This window comes from Companilactobacillus suantsaicola (assembly GCF_004745525.1).
GTDB classification, from domain to species: domain Bacteria; phylum Bacillota; class Bacilli; order Lactobacillales; family Lactobacillaceae; genus Companilactobacillus; species Companilactobacillus suantsaicola.
The window spans coordinates 17,289-32,869 of the sequence record NZ_RKLY01000029.1 but is presented as its reverse complement, the minus strand read 5'-3'; the positions used below and the strand labels follow the sequence as shown (position 1 = coordinate 32,869).

Annotated in this window: 16 protein-coding genes, 1 pseudogene and 1 other annotated feature; of the genes and pseudogenes, 11 read left to right on the top strand and 6 right to left on the bottom strand. The window is 37.4% G+C overall.

The window, feature by feature from the left end:
- The first annotated feature begins 199 nt into the window (after positions 1–199).
- The 4 genes and pseudogenes from EGT49_RS10000 to EGT49_RS12740 form a co-directional block, all read left to right on the top strand.
- A complete protein-coding gene (locus tag EGT49_RS10000) occupies positions 200–640 on the top strand; it encodes a hypothetical protein (protein ID WP_135373935.1) in 441 nt (146 codons plus the stop codon).
- Positions 641–650: 10 nt separating this feature from the next.
- The gene (locus EGT49_RS09995; RefSeq protein ID WP_135373933.1) at positions 651–1,445 is read left to right on the top strand and encodes an N-formylglutamate amidohydrolase; all 795 of its coding nucleotides are present in this window, start codon (positions 651–653) and stop codon (positions 1,443–1,445) included.
- Positions 1,446–1,550: 105 nt separating this feature from the next.
- Positions 1,551–1,802, top strand: coding sequence for a type II toxin-antitoxin system PemI/MazE family antitoxin (gene mazE, locus EGT49_RS09990; protein WP_135373931.1), 252 nt, complete (start codon positions 1,551–1,553; stop codon positions 1,800–1,802).
- Positions 1,796–1,960, top strand: a pseudogene (locus EGT49_RS12740) (type II toxin-antitoxin system PemK/MazF family toxin); the annotation flags it as partial. The gene mazE and the pseudogene EGT49_RS12740, both read left to right, overlap by 7 nt.
- A 172-nt stretch (positions 1,961–2,132) precedes the next feature.
- On the opposite strand, the gene asnA reads toward EGT49_RS12740, so the two are convergent.
- Positions 2,133–3,140: an aspartate--ammonia ligase gene (asnA, locus tag EGT49_RS09980; RefSeq protein ID WP_135373929.1), complete on the bottom strand. Its 1,008-nt coding sequence runs from the start codon at positions 3,138–3,140 to the stop codon at positions 2,133–2,135.
- Between the two features lie 73 nt (positions 3,141–3,213).
- Positions 3,214–3,454: a binding site (T-box leader), on the bottom strand.
- Between the two features lie 185 nt (positions 3,455–3,639).
- Between asnA and EGT49_RS09975 the strand changes: the two genes are divergently transcribed.
- Entirely contained in the window at positions 3,640–4,146 is a 507-nt protein-coding gene (locus EGT49_RS09975) for a hypothetical protein (protein ID WP_135373927.1), read from the top strand.
- A gap of 66 nt (positions 4,147–4,212) precedes the next feature.
- Here EGT49_RS09975 and EGT49_RS09970 read toward each other — a convergent pair whose 3' ends face one another.
- Positions 4,213–5,610: an SLC13 family permease gene (locus EGT49_RS09970; protein ID WP_167849824.1), complete on the bottom strand. Its 1,398-nt coding sequence runs from the start codon at positions 5,608–5,610 to the stop codon at positions 4,213–4,215.
- 18 nt (positions 5,611–5,628) lie between these two features.
- A complete protein-coding gene (locus EGT49_RS09965; RefSeq protein ID WP_135373922.1) occupies positions 5,629–6,609 on the bottom strand; it encodes a hydroxyacid dehydrogenase in 981 nt (326 codons plus the stop codon).
- A gap of 303 nt (positions 6,610–6,912) precedes the next feature.
- On the opposite strand from EGT49_RS09965, the gene EGT49_RS09960 reads away from it, so the two are divergent.
- On the top strand, positions 6,913–8,130 hold the full coding sequence (locus EGT49_RS09960; protein WP_135373920.1) for a mandelate racemase/muconate lactonizing enzyme family protein: 1,218 nt from the start codon (positions 6,913–6,915) through the stop codon (positions 8,128–8,130).
- 14 nt (positions 8,131–8,144) lie between these two features.
- Positions 8,145–9,275, top strand: coding sequence for a lactonase family protein (locus tag EGT49_RS09955; RefSeq protein WP_135373918.1), 1,131 nt, complete (start codon positions 8,145–8,147; stop codon positions 9,273–9,275).
- A gap of 14 nt (positions 9,276–9,289) precedes the next feature.
- Here EGT49_RS09955 and EGT49_RS09950 read toward each other — a convergent pair whose 3' ends face one another.
- The gene (locus EGT49_RS09950; RefSeq protein WP_167849823.1) at positions 9,290–10,198 is read right to left on the bottom strand and encodes a LysR family transcriptional regulator; all 909 of its coding nucleotides are present in this window, start codon (positions 10,196–10,198) and stop codon (positions 9,290–9,292) included.
- Between the two features lie 83 nt (positions 10,199–10,281).
- On the opposite strand from EGT49_RS09950, the gene EGT49_RS09945 reads away from it, so the two are divergent.
- The gene (locus tag EGT49_RS09945; RefSeq protein WP_135373914.1) at positions 10,282–11,610 is read left to right on the top strand and encodes an enolase C-terminal domain-like protein; all 1,329 of its coding nucleotides are present in this window, start codon (positions 10,282–10,284) and stop codon (positions 11,608–11,610) included.
- A 43-nt stretch (positions 11,611–11,653) separates the two neighbouring features.
- Here EGT49_RS09945 and EGT49_RS09940 read toward each other — a convergent pair whose 3' ends face one another.
- On the bottom strand, positions 11,654–12,268 hold the full coding sequence (locus EGT49_RS09940) for a LysE/ArgO family amino acid transporter (protein ID WP_135373912.1): 615 nt from the start codon (positions 12,266–12,268) through the stop codon (positions 11,654–11,656).
- Between the two features lie 87 nt (positions 12,269–12,355).
- Entirely contained in the window at positions 12,356–13,165 is an 810-nt protein-coding gene (locus EGT49_RS12560; RefSeq protein ID WP_218960996.1) for a SinI family restriction endonuclease, read from the bottom strand.
- Between the two features lie 106 nt (positions 13,166–13,271).
- On the opposite strand from EGT49_RS12560, the gene EGT49_RS09930 reads away from it, so the two are divergent.
- From EGT49_RS09930 to EGT49_RS09920, 3 genes are all read left to right on the top strand, one after another.
- Positions 13,272–14,663 (top strand): DNA cytosine methyltransferase, encoded by a 1,392-nt coding sequence (locus tag EGT49_RS09930; protein ID WP_135373909.1) that lies wholly within the window; start codon positions 13,272–13,274, stop codon positions 14,661–14,663.
- 227 nt (positions 14,664–14,890) lie between these two features.
- Complete coding sequence (locus EGT49_RS09925; protein WP_167849822.1) at positions 14,891–15,229, top strand: transposase; 339 nt, start codon at positions 14,891–14,893, stop codon at positions 15,227–15,229.
- Positions 15,204–15,470, top strand: coding sequence for a hypothetical protein (locus EGT49_RS09920; RefSeq protein ID WP_135373905.1), 267 nt, complete (start codon positions 15,204–15,206; stop codon positions 15,468–15,470). The genes EGT49_RS09925 and EGT49_RS09920 overlap by 26 nt, the downstream gene beginning before the upstream one ends.
- Positions 15,471–15,581: the final 111 nt, after the last annotated feature.

Here is a 15,581-nt window from a genome sequence, read left to right as displayed (position 1 = left end):
AAGACGAAAAACCTCTTTCATTGTTAGTGTCGGAACTCCAATGATAACTGATTTTTACGTCTTGGTGTTTTTTTATTTAGTTTTTCTTAAGGTGGCTAACTTGATTATAAAATTCGCCTGAATTAATTAGTTGTAAATTTATTGAATTTTCAGAAAAATTTCCTTAATATTTATACCAACAAAGACAAGGAGGGATACGATGGGAGAAATGCACAACTTGCGCTGCAGTAAATGTGGCTACGGAATTGAGGCTAATACAGGAATTGGGATGCTTTATTCTGAGGAAAACGTCGTAAATAATTTTTTAGCAGATTTAATCGAAGATTCAAAACTCACCAATCAAGCGAAAACCTTGTTGAAAGAAGGTAACCGGCTAAATGAAAATTACGGTCACGCAATCTATGCCTGCCCAAATGATTTTTATTTGTTCAATAAATTCTATTTCCAACTAGATCCAACTGAATTTGTTCCCCAGTATCCTTGTCCGTACTGCCAAACAACTTTGGAGCGTGTGACCTTTGCCAAAGGAAGTCTTGGTACAACTAAATTGAAATTCATCGAAGAGCCAAAAAAATTTTGGCAGTGTCCCAAGTGCGGCAATGAAGAATTAAACGAAATATCCTATGGAAACTGGGATTAGAGGAGAAATCATGGAAAACTTTACCGTCTACAATGAAACAGTTGACGAATTGCCAATTATCATCGATCTACCACACAGTGGCACTTTTGTACCGGAAACTATCAAATCAAAAATGGTTCCGGGACGAATTCTACCCAACGTCGATTGGTTTTTGCCTGAACTTTATGATTTTCTACCACAAAACGGTTTCACTACACTCCAAAATAACCTTCACCGCTACATCGCTGATCCCAACCGAGACTTGTCGATGACCGACGTAAATGGCGATTATCGTTACGAGATAGTTTACAGCCAGACAACCTTTGGCAAACCAATTTATCAAAATAAGTTAACGGAAGAAGAAATTGAGCAACGAATCACCCAATTTTATCAACCATATCATGCTAAATTACAGGAATTGATCGATCATAAATTAGAGAAATTCGACAAGATTTATCTTTTCGATCTCCACAGTTTTGCCGAATATCCTCACGAAGATGTCAAAACCCAAGACGTCGTTTTAGGCAATCGTTTTGACACAACCTCAAGCACTGCTTTCAGAAAATTTTTAACAGAACAATTAAATCAAAAAGGCTACACCGTCTCCAATAATCATCCCTTCTCAGGTGGCTACATCACACCGCATTACGGAGCCAATAAAAGAGTAAAGTCGATGCAAATCGAATTAGCTTATCATATGTACATCGAGAATCGTTATTTTGGTGAGGAAGAACTCACCGGTGTCGACGTTGGAACCTTTACGACTGCTAAAAATAGTTTACAGAGTTTTTTCATGGAAATTTTAAATTACATTTTGACCAAATAAGAGCTTAGGACATAACATAACTTTCTCCACTTTGTTTTTGTCTCGAAGCACATATGTATTCACCGAGTCTTAATTTAATAAGACTTTGAAATGGAGGATAGGCTTATGGAAAAATATGTAAAAGCTCGAAAGCAAGGAAACTCCATTGTTGTTACGATTCCGAGTAACCTAGATGTAGCACCTGGAACTCAGTATAAAATTGAAAAAAAAGATAATGGCGAATTAATTCTTAAACCCTCAAAAAAAATGGCAACTAGTTTAGACGACCTATTTGAAGATTGGCATGGAAATTATCAGCGTGCGGATGATCTGAATGACTGGGAAAATACAAAACCAGTAGGGGAAGAATTATGGTAAATATGCCTAAAAATGGAGAAATCATTTACATTGATTTCGATCCATCTGCTGGAGCAGAAATACAAAAAAGGAGGCCTGCTGCAGTTGTTAGCAATAATCAGCTGATGGCTACTTTCCCATTTGAGGTTGTCTCTATATCACATGGTAAGTTCAATGGAGTGAGAATGGCTTAAATATTAAAAAATCCCCTTCGTTATAATTATAAAAGGCTACTAACCGATTATAATGCGAAGGGGATTTTTTTATGTCTAAATCAGATGATGTAGGAGTAAAAAGCGGTTATGTTCCAAGTTCTTTACCTTCGAGGGCTTATGTTACAGCCCCATATTTTTATAGCAAGTGAATATTGTTTTCTTCACATTTATCGCGCAGATCCTGTGGCCAAACGGCAGCTTGGACTTCACCAACGTGAGCCTTGCCGAGTAGCAACATACACAAACGAGATTGACCGATACCACCACCGATAGTGTATGGTAACTCACCATTTAGCAACATTTTGTGGAATGGTAAGTTGGCTCGATCTTCTGCGTGGGCAATTTTTAATTGTTCTCTCATTGATTCCTCACTAACACGAATTCCCATACTTGAAATTTCTAGGGCGTGTTGTAGAGGTTCATACCAGAACAAAATATCACCGTTTAATTTCCAGTCGTCATAGTCAGGAGCACGACCGTCGTGGCGTTTGCCGCTCTTCATGGGACCGCCGATTTGCATCAAGAAGACACAGCCGAGTTCTTTACAAATGGCATCTTCACGCTCTTTTGGAGTCTTATCAGGCCAGCGGTCTTCGAGTTCTTGGGTCGTTACGAAGTGAATCTCATCAGGTAGATGATGAACGGATTGAGGAAATTTATACCAAACTTCGTGTTCCATGTGTTTGATAACTTTAAAAATTAATTTAACCGTATCCTCTAAAGTGTGAACGTTTCTTTCATCCTTAGCGATAATTTTTTCCCAATCCCATTGATCGACGTAAATTGAGTGGATGTTGTCGAGATCCTCGTCTTTTCTGATGGCATTCATGTTGGTGTAAATTCCTTCGTGCATGCCAAATTTATAGCGTTTCAAGGCGAGTCGTTTCCACTTAGCTAGGGAATGAACGATTTCGATGGTTTCACCAGGCAAGCCTTTCATAGTAAAGGAAACAGGGGATTCAACACCATTTAGATTATCATTTAGACCCATTCCTTTTTCGACCATCATTGGTGCTGACAGACGTGACAAATTCAATTCTTTGCCGAATTCATCCTGAAAAGTTTCACGAATATATTGAATTGCTCTTTGAGTTTCTTTGACAGATAGTTTGGGATCGTAATCCTTAGGTATGATCAAGTTCATGTTAAATCCTCCATGTTTTTAAATTTGAATGCAAAATAAAAAAGTCTTTCATCCTAGTTATTAAATTAATAATAACTGGGACGAAAGACTTCGCGGTACCACCCAAGTTGCCTAAAAATAGGCCACCTCAATAAGAGCACTAACATGCTCCACCGCTGGTAACGTACCGGTTAACGTCTGCACTTACTTTACGAAATTTCAGCCAGAAACATAAGAAAGTGTTATTCGGAAAATTCATTGACCTACTAGGTTCTCACCAATCCCAGCTCACTGTTGGTATGAAAAATCTTACTCTTCTTTCTTTTCGTTTTTATCTTGTGACACTTATATTAGCATTAAATTTGAAAATGTGAAACAAAAATTTGATAAAATTAAAATTTCAAGTTCACAATTAAAATTAACCTAATGTATAGATTGTGTAAAGATTGACCTTTCGACTGTCTAAATTTGGTGATTTCTTTTAAACTAAAATTGCATAATTCTAAATTGAGGTGCAGTGATGGGAGTCTCTAATATACAGAAGTATAAAATCAGTAAGCACGCCGCAAAACGAATTCAAACTCGCTTTAATATTCCCAAAACAAAAGTAGAAACGTGGACCCACCGGTTTTTGAGTGCAGCAACTTTCTTCAAAAATGAGGATGAGAAAAATGATGAAATACAAATCTTTCGCAGCCAGGATGTATTGATGGTCCTAGATGTTGAAGAATATGTTGTCATAACAGCCTATCCGTACAATCCACTGAATAAAACTAACGGCCTGAATCCAGAAATCTTGAAACTGATCCGCCCATCTCTACAAAAGCTGATCAATGATGAGCGCATCAAGTTACGAGACGATTTAGATGGCAAAATGCTCGACTTACAATTAGCGTATTCAGCTTATCAAAACCACCCGAAAACGGAGAAATTTTTATCCGAGTATGAAAAAATCATTGTAGAAATCACGCAACGAATGGAAGAGTCACAAAAAGTTATCGATGATATTAAAAATCTAACAAAATAAATTGAGACTAAAAAAGTTGTACTAAAGGGAAAAATCCCAATAGTACAACTTTTTTAATTTCCAAGACTAAGCAATACCCATAAGCTGCCAAAGTGGTACGCAAACGAGTAAGCCAATGATGTTCAATAACATGTAACCAATTGATGATTTAGCCATTGCTCCACGTGAAGCCATACTGTCGTTGACGGCAGCACTACCAGTCAAAATAGGAGCGTTCATGTAAGACAATAACCAAACGTTAACACTGGTTGTAACGATGATAGCGATAATTGCGGGGCTGAAACTCATTTGTGAAAAGAATGGTAACAAGCCGATCGTGATCAAAGTACCAGTTGAAATCAAGGAAACAACGACGAACTTGCATAGGTAGATGATGATTGGCAAAACGATCACTGTAATGTATAAGTTGTCGATGATTGGTGAAATTGCTGGAGCCAAAATTTTTCTTAACCAAGTAGTTAAACCGGCTGATTGCATGACGTTACCTAAAGCCATAACGGTACCGATGAAGATAATTGTGTTCCAACTCAAACGAGTCTTGAAATCTTCGGGTGTCAAAACTTTCAAAGCGACTAAGACGCTGACACCGATAATGGCAGTTACAGCAGCGGGGATATGGAAAATTGATTCCAAAATCCAAAAGACGATGGCAATTAAAATTACACCAGCAGTGATTTTTTCATCGCGTGACATCGGACCTAATTCTTGTAGTTGCTTATTGATGAAGTCTCGAGAAACGGGTTTATCATCTTTAGGTTTGAACAAGAAATTCAAGAGGAAATAGCCACCGACTAAGATGACGATTGTCCAAGGAATCATCATCAAAAACCAGTTACCCCAAGTTAATTGAGCTTGAGCTTTGGAAGGCAATAGTCCCTTAAACGCGTAATTTTGCGCTGTGGCACTCAAGAAACTTGCTTCAGTTACGAAGAAGCCCCATAAAGCAGCTAGAAAGATTCCGGAACTGCCTTTGCCAAAAGGTTTGTAGCCTAGAGCGTTACTGATACCTTTGGCAATTGGAGTACTCATGGCAGTTTTAGGATGAGCACTAGGAATCATTGGAGCAATAATTGTACCGGCAGTAAAGAGTGCTAGTGATTGACCTCTAAAATTAGCCGGGAAGAAGGTCATGATTTTCAAAGCGATACGTTTGATCAGACCTGTTTTAGTAGCAGCTGCACCTAAGCCAAGTCCACCGATGATGATCCACATAGTAGTAGTGGAAAAGATTTGGTAGGCGACTTCGAATTTGACTGCTCCTAAAACGACCCAAGAAGATAGCATGAGTAAGCCAGTCGCAAAACTGGGAATAACGTTAAAAATCCAGAAAATATTTGCAGTAACTAATGATGCTAAGACGACCATACCTGCATGAGTTAATCCTTGTGGAGTTGGGATGAAAAAGGCGATGGCAACTCCTAAGATAATTCCAACTATGCCGGCTATTAACTTTTTATGTCTCATAATAGGCGACCTCATTTTTTATTTTTGTAGGATTTCTTGGTTAACTGGAAATTCAGGAACTTTACCATTTGAGAAGTCGATGATAGCTTGAGCGGCACCTAAACCGAGTGCTTGGTTAGCTTCGATAGTTGTTCCGGCCATATGACTAGTCAAAATCGTGTTCTTACTTGTGAAGAGTGGGTTATCAGGAGCTGGAGGTTCAGGGTTGAAGGAATCAATGGCGGCACCAGCGATAACGTCATTATTTAAAGCAGCAGCTAAATCATGTTCGTTGATGATTCCACCGCGAGCTGAATTGATGATGAAGGCTGTCTTTTTCATTGATTGTAATTGTTTTTCAGCAATCATATTTTTAGTTTCGTCGGTCAAAGGCATGTTAATGGAAAGAAAATCAGCGACTGGATAAATGTCTTCTAACTTTTCATAAAGTTTTACCGGTGAATTTTTCAAATATGGATCGTAGCCAACGACGTTCATACCAAAGGCTTGAGCTAATTTAACTAATTCTTGACCAATTTTACCGAGTCCTAGAATAGCTAAAGTCTTGCCTCTTAGTTCGTTACCATTCAATGAGAATTGAGTTGAGAAACCAGGTAGTGAACCGATGGCAGCTAGTTCATCTTTTTTCTCGTGAATCAATTTATTAGAAGTTAAAACTTTCCGACTGAGCAATAACATAGTTGTCATTACGTATTCGGCAACCGCAAAAGCATTGGCACCATTAACTTTAGCTACTAAAATATTTTTCTTAGTAGCTTCGTTTACGTCAACGTTGTTGATACCAGTACCATTACGAGAAATGATCTTCAATTGTTCGCCAGCATCGATGACTTCAGCAGGAAGTTGTGATGAACGCATGATCACTGCATAAGCATCCTTGATCTCTTTTTTCATCGTTTCAACGTCAGTTCCAGCAGAAACGTGAACATCGAAGCCGTTATCTTTCAAAAGTTGAATTCCTTTATCGTCAATCTTTTCACTCAACAAAACTTTTTTCATAAGTTGAATCCTCCCAATTTAAGTTCGTTACTGATGTCACTAAATTTGTTTTCAGGAATAATTATAGTTAATATTTTCACTATCTTACAGTCACGAAATGGACACCAGGTGAACCGATTATTACATACAAAATGATAAAATTGAGGTTAATATGCCAATCATCAATCTTTTACGAAGAAAAAATGTCATAAATAAGTCCAAATAGTTCACCAGGGGTAAATAATTGGACTGTGAATTAGTGAAAATTATAACTACAATGAATTTGAAAATAGTTGCACAAAGTAAATGAATGGAGGAGAAGTAATGAAGATTGTTAGTGTTGATATTATGAAGGTTCCAAGTGCAGATCCTAGTTTCAGTGGAAACGGTCAAGGTTCTAAGGAAGATTGGTGTCCACTAGTAATCAGAATCAACACTGATACTGACATTTGCGGTTTTGGTGAAGCCGGTCTAGCTTATGGAAAAGGTTGGCGTGGTGGCTTCGGGATGTTGCAAGACTTTAGTGAAGTCATTATTGGTGAAGACCCCTTAAATATTGAAAAAATTTGGGATAAGCTTTTCAATACGACTTATTGGGGCATTGCCGGAGGTGTTGTAGTCAACGCAGCTATTAGTGCCATTGATATTGCACTTTGGGATATCAAAGGAAAGTACTACAACACACCAACTTATGAAATTCTCGGTGGCAAGACCAATGATCATTTGCGTGCTTATGCCAGTCAGTTGCAATACAACTGGGGTGAACACATCGACAAATTAAAGTTGATCACGCCACAAGATTACGCACAGGTTACGAAAAAAGTTATGTCTGAAGGCTATGATGCTTTGAAGTTTGACCCCATCATGTTGAGTGACCAACCTGATGGCGGGGGAACTTGGAATACTAAAGGAACAGTTTCGCAACACGTCATTAAGGTAGCTTATGACCGAGTTAAAGCAATGCGTGATGTTGCCGGAGACGATTTAGATATTATTATTGATATGCACGCTAACTCCGATACGACTTCAGCGATAAAAATTGGTCAAGCGTTAGAAGATTTGAATATTCTTTATTATGAAGAACCAGTCAACACCCTCAATCCGGATAATACTTTGGAAGTTTCGCAACACGTTAACATACCAATCGCCGCTGGTGAGCGAGTATTTACTCGTTGGGGCTTTAGAAAGTTCTTCGAAGACCGTTCAATCAAAGTAGCTCAACCAGACCTTTGTTTAGCCGGTGGAATTTCTGAAGCTAAGAAAATTTGTGATATGGCTTATACGTATGACATCAATGCTCAAGTTCACGTTTGTGGAGGACCAATTGCGATTGCGGCCGCTTTACAAGTTGAAGCAGTTATCCCTAATTTCTTAATTCACGAAGTTTACCAACGGGCCATCAATGCAAAAGACCGGGCAACTTGCAAATACGATGATTATCAACCAGTCAACGGCTTTATTGATATTCCTGATCGACCAGGAATCGGCCAAGAATTGAAACCAGAAGTCATTGCTAAATGTAAGAAAGTAACTATTAAATAACGGAGGCTTTTAAAATGAAGGATAAATTTATTTTAGGCGGTTATACAGAAGATAGTTATACGCCACATAATCAATCAGAAGGTATGTACGTCGCCACACTAGATACTGAAAAAAAGCAGATCACCGACATCAGTTTGTTGGCTAAAGTCGACAATCCAGCTTTTTTGAATTATTCAGATACCGACGGTAAGATTGCGACAGTCTTGACGCAAAATGGTAATCAAGGTGGAGTCGGCATCGTTGATGCTAAATCGGGAAAATTAGTTTCAGCTAGTTATTTACCAAAGAAACACGGCTCATATGAAGCCTATGATGCAGCCAAGAATTTGTATTTCTGGAACGAATTGCCATATACCGTTCCTTCATACATCTCAATCGACAGCGAACACAAAGTTTTGTTTGCCGCAAATTACAATACTAACGCCATTCATACTTTTAAAATGAATGATGATTATGAAATTGTCGACAGTCACACTTATCCAATTGAGGGTCACGGTCCATTAGTTGAACAGGATCACGCCCACATTCACTTCGCTAGAGAATTGCCAGATGGCAGATTGATGGTTTGTGGATTAGGTTGTGACAAGTTATTCATCTTTGATATTAACTTTGATACCGCTGAATTGACTTTGAAATCAGCCTTTGAAACTAAACCTGGCTTTGGACCTCGTCAACTAGCTATCGCTAAAAAGACTAATTACGTCTATGTTTTAGGCGAGTTGTCCAGTCGAGTCGGCGTGGTTGAATATCATCCAGAAACTGGTAAATTGGAACGAATCGCTGATTATTCCAATATTCCTGAAGGTTACGTGGGTCACAGTGGTTCTGCCGCAATTAGATTGTCACCAGATGAAAAATTCTTGTACATCTCTAATCGAGGTCACGATTCACTAACGGTTTACAAAGTTTTGGATGGTGGAAAACACTTGGAAAAGATTCAGAATATTAAAACTGAAGGTATTTTCCCACGTGATTTCAGTATTAGTAAGAACGGAGATTTCTTACTCTGCGCCAATCAAAATACCAACGACCTGATTCTTTTTGAACGTGATACTAAGTATGGATATTTGCGAATCGCCCAAAAAGATATCAAACACGATGCTTGTGTGCGGGTGCTTGAAGCGACTGATTTTTTGACAAAATAAAAAGGCTGAAATCATTAAGATTCCATCCTCTTTAAATCAGTAACTAAGTTTACCAATGAAGAATTTTTGTTGTTAGGATTGTAAAGAAACGCCGAAGCATAGTACTTGTTGACCTTATCAGTGATTTTTAGAAACTTGATCATTGGATTTTGTGCGCGTTCCTTATTTAAAAACGGACTTGGGTAAAAGCCGATTCCGTTGTTGGATGCGACCATCATATCACGCTGCTCTAATGAGGAGACCCGATTGATCTGTTCAGGATTCAAAAAGCCGTTGAATTTGTCGAGGAAGACTTCTCTTAAGTAGTACGATTCAGATGAACTGTAGTAAAGGACTTTCATATTATTTATCTCATCTAAACTCACTGAATCTTGCTTACTTAGAGGATTGTTGATACTGACGCCAACCATTAATTCACCTTCAGCTAATTTAATCATTTTTGTGTTTTTATAATCGATTTTTTCACGAGTCAGATTATAAAATGGCGTTACGGCAAAATCGAGACTGTCGCGTTCGAGTAAATGAATCAAACGGATGCCGCTTTCTTCCTTAACTTCTAATTTAATATCAGGATATTTTTTAGTGAAGGGTGCGATGACGGTTTCTAAAATTACGGTTTGATTGAGGGATGAAAAACCGATTCGTAAAGTTGGTGTTGGTGCTTCATTGATAGTTTGTAATTTTGTCACGGAATCGTTGTAAGTATTGACGATATCTTGGGCCGTGACGACAAACTGATTACCAGCTTTATTCAACTGAGTACTGTTCTTTTGCCGTTCAAACAATTGAACCCCTAATTCATTTTCAATCTGATCCATTTGTTTTGAAACAGCTCGTGGAGATAGGAAGAGTTTTTCAGCTGCGGCTTTAAAACTACCGTTTCTTGCGACTGATAAAAAAGTTTTTAGTCGGTTTATTTCCATTATTTCAATCCCCTCACATTGCATTAATACCAATATTATACATGAATAATAAATTTCAAGATTAATTTAAAAGGAGAACAATTATGAGTATTCCAAAAATTGAAAAAATGGATGTATATCCAGTTGCAGGTTATGACAGCATGCTCTTAAATCTATCCGGAGCTCATGGCCCATATTTCACAAGAAACATTGTCATTTTGACAACTGATGAAGGCCAAGTCGGGGTTGGTGAAGTACCTGGTGGACAAAAGATCACCGATACATTGAACCAGGCCAAAAAATTGGTGATTGGAAAATCCATCGGCGAGTACAAAGCTGTTTTACTAAAGATTAAAGAAGACTTCTCTTACTTGGATAAGGGTGGCCGTGGACAACAAACCTTTGATCAAAGAATCATGGTTCACGCTTTAACTGCGATTGAAACTGCCTTTTTGGATCTATTAGGAAAACATCTCCACGTACCAGTTGCGGCTCTTTTGGGTGACGGTCAACAACGTGAAAAAGTCGGTGTTTTAGGTTACTTATTCTATGTTGGGGATGCAAGTAAGACGGATATGCCTTATTTAACTGACGATGACAATTCTAGTGACTGGGGCAAACTTCGTCGAAAACCTGCCATGGATCCTGAATCAATTGTCAAATTGGCCAAGGCTGCCTACGATAAATATGGCTTCAAGACTTTCAAGTTAAAGGGTGGTGTCTTTGATGGTGAAGAAGAAGTTGCTGCCATTAAAGCACTACACGAAGCTTTCCCAGATGCTAAACTTGACCTTGATCCAAACGGTGCTTGGTCATTGAAACAAGCTGTTCACTACGCTGACGAATTGAAAGGAATTTTGCACTACATTGAAGATCCATGTGGCGGTGAAGATGGTTTCTCAGGTCGTGAAATTTTATCTGAGTTCCAACAAATCACTCATATGCCAACAGCAACGAATATGGTTGATACTGACTGGCGTCAAATGTCACATGCGATTGCTTTGAATTCCGTTTCAATTCCACTAGCCGATCCACACTTCTGGACAATGGAAGGTGCAGTTCGAGTAGCTCAATTGTGCAACGAATTCAACTTGAATTGGGGAGTACATTCAAATAACCACTTTGATATCTCACTAGCAATGGTTGCCAACGCTGCCGCCGCCGCTCCAGGACGTGTTTATGACGTTGATACTCACTGGATCTGGCAAGATGGTCAAAACCTCACCAAGAATCCGTATAAAATTGAAAATGGCCAATTGACAGTTCCTAAGACAAACGAAGGACTAGGAGTAGAAATTGATCTTGAAAAGATCAAACAAGCTAACGAATTGTACGTTGAAAAGAATCTCGGTGCCCGTGATGACGCCAAGGCTATGCAATTCTTGATTCCAAATTGGAAGTTTGATCCAAAGAAACCTTCTATGGTTAGATGAAAAAAAGGAACCGCACAATTTAATTGTTGTGTGATTCCTTTTTTTAGTGGATCAATAAGATTACAAAGTTATAAAACAATTTCAAACCATAAAGAATAATAACCGCCCCGCAAACCATGTTGATGATGCGCAAAACTCGAGCGTTAAACTTATCTTTGAATTTGGCGATGACTAGATTTAAGCCGATAAACCAAGTCAGTGAAGCCAAAGCAACTCCGCTGATAAAAATTGAGTAACCACTCACTGGCAATGTGACTTGAAAAGCCCCCAACATCAGTGAGCCGTCGATGATTGCTTGTGGATTGAACCAGATCATGACAAAAGCGGTCGAAATGGTCTTAAACATCGTCAATTCGGTGTCCTTACTGCCAATTTCCGTTGTTTCCGCACGAAATAAGTTAGTTCCCATATAAACGACAATCAAGCTCCCGAAAAGTAAAATGGCCAATTTCAGCCATTCGAACCGTTTCATGATGGCCCCAATACCAAAGAAGCAAGCCACGGATAAAGCAATATCGAAGAACGCTACAAAAAAAGCCGCGACGTACGAACGTTTGCGTGATTGCGTTAATGCATTGTTGATGACAAATAAGTTTGCCAAACCAATAGGCGCCTCAATAGCGAATCCCATAGTCAAACCCTGTAGAAAGATATTCATACTCAAATCCCCTCATTAATCCATTTATAATTTAGACACAATGATGATTATTATATAAGTATCACATTTAAAATCAATCTGGCCATACTATTTATTTTTCAATGTGAGAATAGAATTTCTTTCAATAAAGTTTTGATATGATTTTTCGTTTAGTAATTGACGAAGTTCATCATTTGCGTTTATTAGTTCAATTAGTTCATCCCAATTAGGAATGGGCTCAAATTTATTACTAGCTTTAGGTTTACCCAAGCGATACCACTTAATTATTTTTGTACCAGTCCTGATTTTTGAACTCGAGCTGTTTTCGGTATTATATTTGTTCTTTATTTGCAGTAACTTCACATTGTCCTTATCTTTTATGTAGCAAAAATCAACAGCTGTATAAGATTCACCTGAACACCATATCCAATTTCTAGGCTCTAAAATAGAAGCTAAGTATTCTTCTAAAATACCACCATTTGAATTTTCAGCACTCATGTATAAAAAATGTCCCAACAAAAAGTTTTTCTTGTCTTTATCAGATGCTTTACTCATAGTGGCGTTAACTCTAGTTATTAGAGCATTATCACGTTCCCCAGAAGTTTTCAAGGGCTTTTTTAAATTAGAACTGTACCTATTAAGTAAGAATCTATTTAACCATTTATAGAAATAGAAATAAACTTCATTATCTATCTCCTTTTTTGCTATTGGTAATGGTGTAAACAAGGCAGGATCGTTTTCTAAAGCAAACTTAAAAAGTTTCTCAGCTTTAGATATATAATCGCCTATATTTTGCTTCCCACTATACTCTTTTAGTATATTTTTTTTTGCAGAATTAAAACATTCGGATATTATTTTGTTGTCGACATTTTTATTTGTAATTAAATAATCATTTACGTTAAATTTCTTAATAGCCATTGTAATCACTTCCACTAACTTTCCAATTGATAGTATCAAATTATAGATTATGAAACAAGAGTATGGTACTATTTACGGGTCTAATAAAAGTTTCACGGAGGGAACTATGCTTTTAAGTGTGGATGATGTTGCAAAGAAGTTAGAAATTTCTACCCAATATACTAGAAGGTTAATGAAATCAGGAAGAATATCTGCATTGAGAGAAGGAAATAGTTGGTTTACTACCCAAGATGATTTAAATAAATTTATTAAAAAAGAACGTTTTGTGGTTAATCCTAGTGATAGAAGAAGGAAAAATAAAAATCTTCCTCATGTCATATCACTTTCGTTCTTTACGGGAGCCATGGGATTGGATATTGGAATGTCTAGAGAAGGCTTTTCTCCACTGTTGGCAAGTGAAATAAATAAGGAAGCAAGAGCTACGATCTTAGCTAACAATGAAGATATAGGATTAATAGGCGATATATGGAGTTACTCAGGTGATGAGATAAAGAGGTTTGCAGGGATTCCAGAGAATAGAAAAATAGATGTTATATTTGGCGGCCCACCCTGTCAAGCTTTTTCAACAGCGGGGAAAAGAAAGGGTTTTGAAGATTCTCGTGGTAATGTATTTATTAAGTATATTGAAATAATAGGTGAATTGAAGCCAACATATGCCATTATTGAAAATGTAAGAGGACTTCAGACAACTCCGGCAATATTGGATGATACCAATGGAGAACCAGTTAAAGGGGGAGCGTTATATTATGCTATGAGTAAATTGAAGTCATTTGGATATAGTGTTTCTTTTAATTTATACAACGCTGCTAATTTTGGTGCACCTCAAAAAAGAGAAAGATTTGTAATAATTGCCAAATTAGGTAAAAAAAAGGTTCCCTATTTGACCCCAACTAATTCTGAAAATGGAGATTATGGGTTACCAAAATGGAGAACATTAGGCTCCGCTATCGGAGATATTCAAGATAAAACAATGCATTATGCAAAATTACCTGATAAAAGGAAAAAGTGGTTAAAAAAAATTCCTGAGGGTGGGAATTGGAAATCACTTTCGATTGATGAACAAAAAGAAGCAATGGGCAAAAAATTTTATATGGGTGGAGGTAAAACTGGTTTTTTACGAAGATTGTCATACTCTGAACCAAGTCCTACACTAGTCACTGTCCCCACTATGCCAGCAACAGATTTAGTTCACCCTACAAAAATGAGACCTTTGTCAATAGAAGAATATTCTAGGATTCAAGGTTTTCCAGATGATTGGCTATTTTGTGGAAGCATAACGGAGGTTTACAAACAGATAGGGAACGCTGTTCCAATAAAATTAGGTGAAGCAATAGGAAAAGCTATCAAGAATGATATGGAAAATAAACATGATAGAATTTACAAAGGTTTTCGATATTCAAAATACAAGAATACGTCTGAAGTTGATTTTCCTCAATTATACAAACGTAATAGAGAAAAGGTGCTAAATAAACAAGGTCAATTAACCTTGGATATCTAAAGGTTGAAAGATAAATATATTAAAAAATAACCCCGGCTTGCCGGGGTTTTATTGTATAAAAATAGACATGAAATCACTCACGCCTGTATAATTAAGTCGCCAAAACCAAACATACAAAGGAGTATTCATGTCCACATATATTTTCAGAATTGCTCAAACGTGACCTCCACGGTATTGGAATGTCAAAGAAAACTGAAAAGGTTTACTTCCGCTATTGCGGTCGTCTTATGAATGTAAAAATACTTTATGACATCCTTTGTCGAAGTAAATGGTCGTCAAAAGAGAAATACCTTTATAGTTCAGTAGTTATCTTTAACGTTGACGGTCATGATATTCCGGTTAAGTTAGTTTTTGTAACTAAACGTGGAGATAAAGATAATTATTTGGTTCTGGGTACTACTAAAATGAATTTAAGATATGATCAAATCGTTCAAATGTATGGAAGATGTTGGCAAATTGAGAGTTATTTTAAAGTAGCTAAACAATACCTTCAATTCGATAAAACACAGATTCAAAGTTATGATGGATTTGTGTGGTCATATGGCTGTCGTTTCACTTGCATATGACATTCTGGCTCTAAGTCAAAGGAAAAATATTGACGAGCGAACGCTCGGAGACATCTTTTACGACTATGGAGGAAACTTGCTTAATATCGATATTACGAATGCACTTAATTGGTTAAAGAAGAGTATTAATGGTCTAGCTAGAAAACTGGCCATGGATTCCACCGTATTGGATATGATTTTCAATGAATTTATAAAAGCATTACCTAGTGGCCTTATCAGACTCTTAGATAATGCTTCGTAATATCAAAAATTCTATATTTAATTGTCTTACTTCAACAGTCATGGCGTTTAGGTTCATTTTTGTGCTTTCGACCTTTAGATTATAAAGTATAATTTGGTTAGGAATACTAGA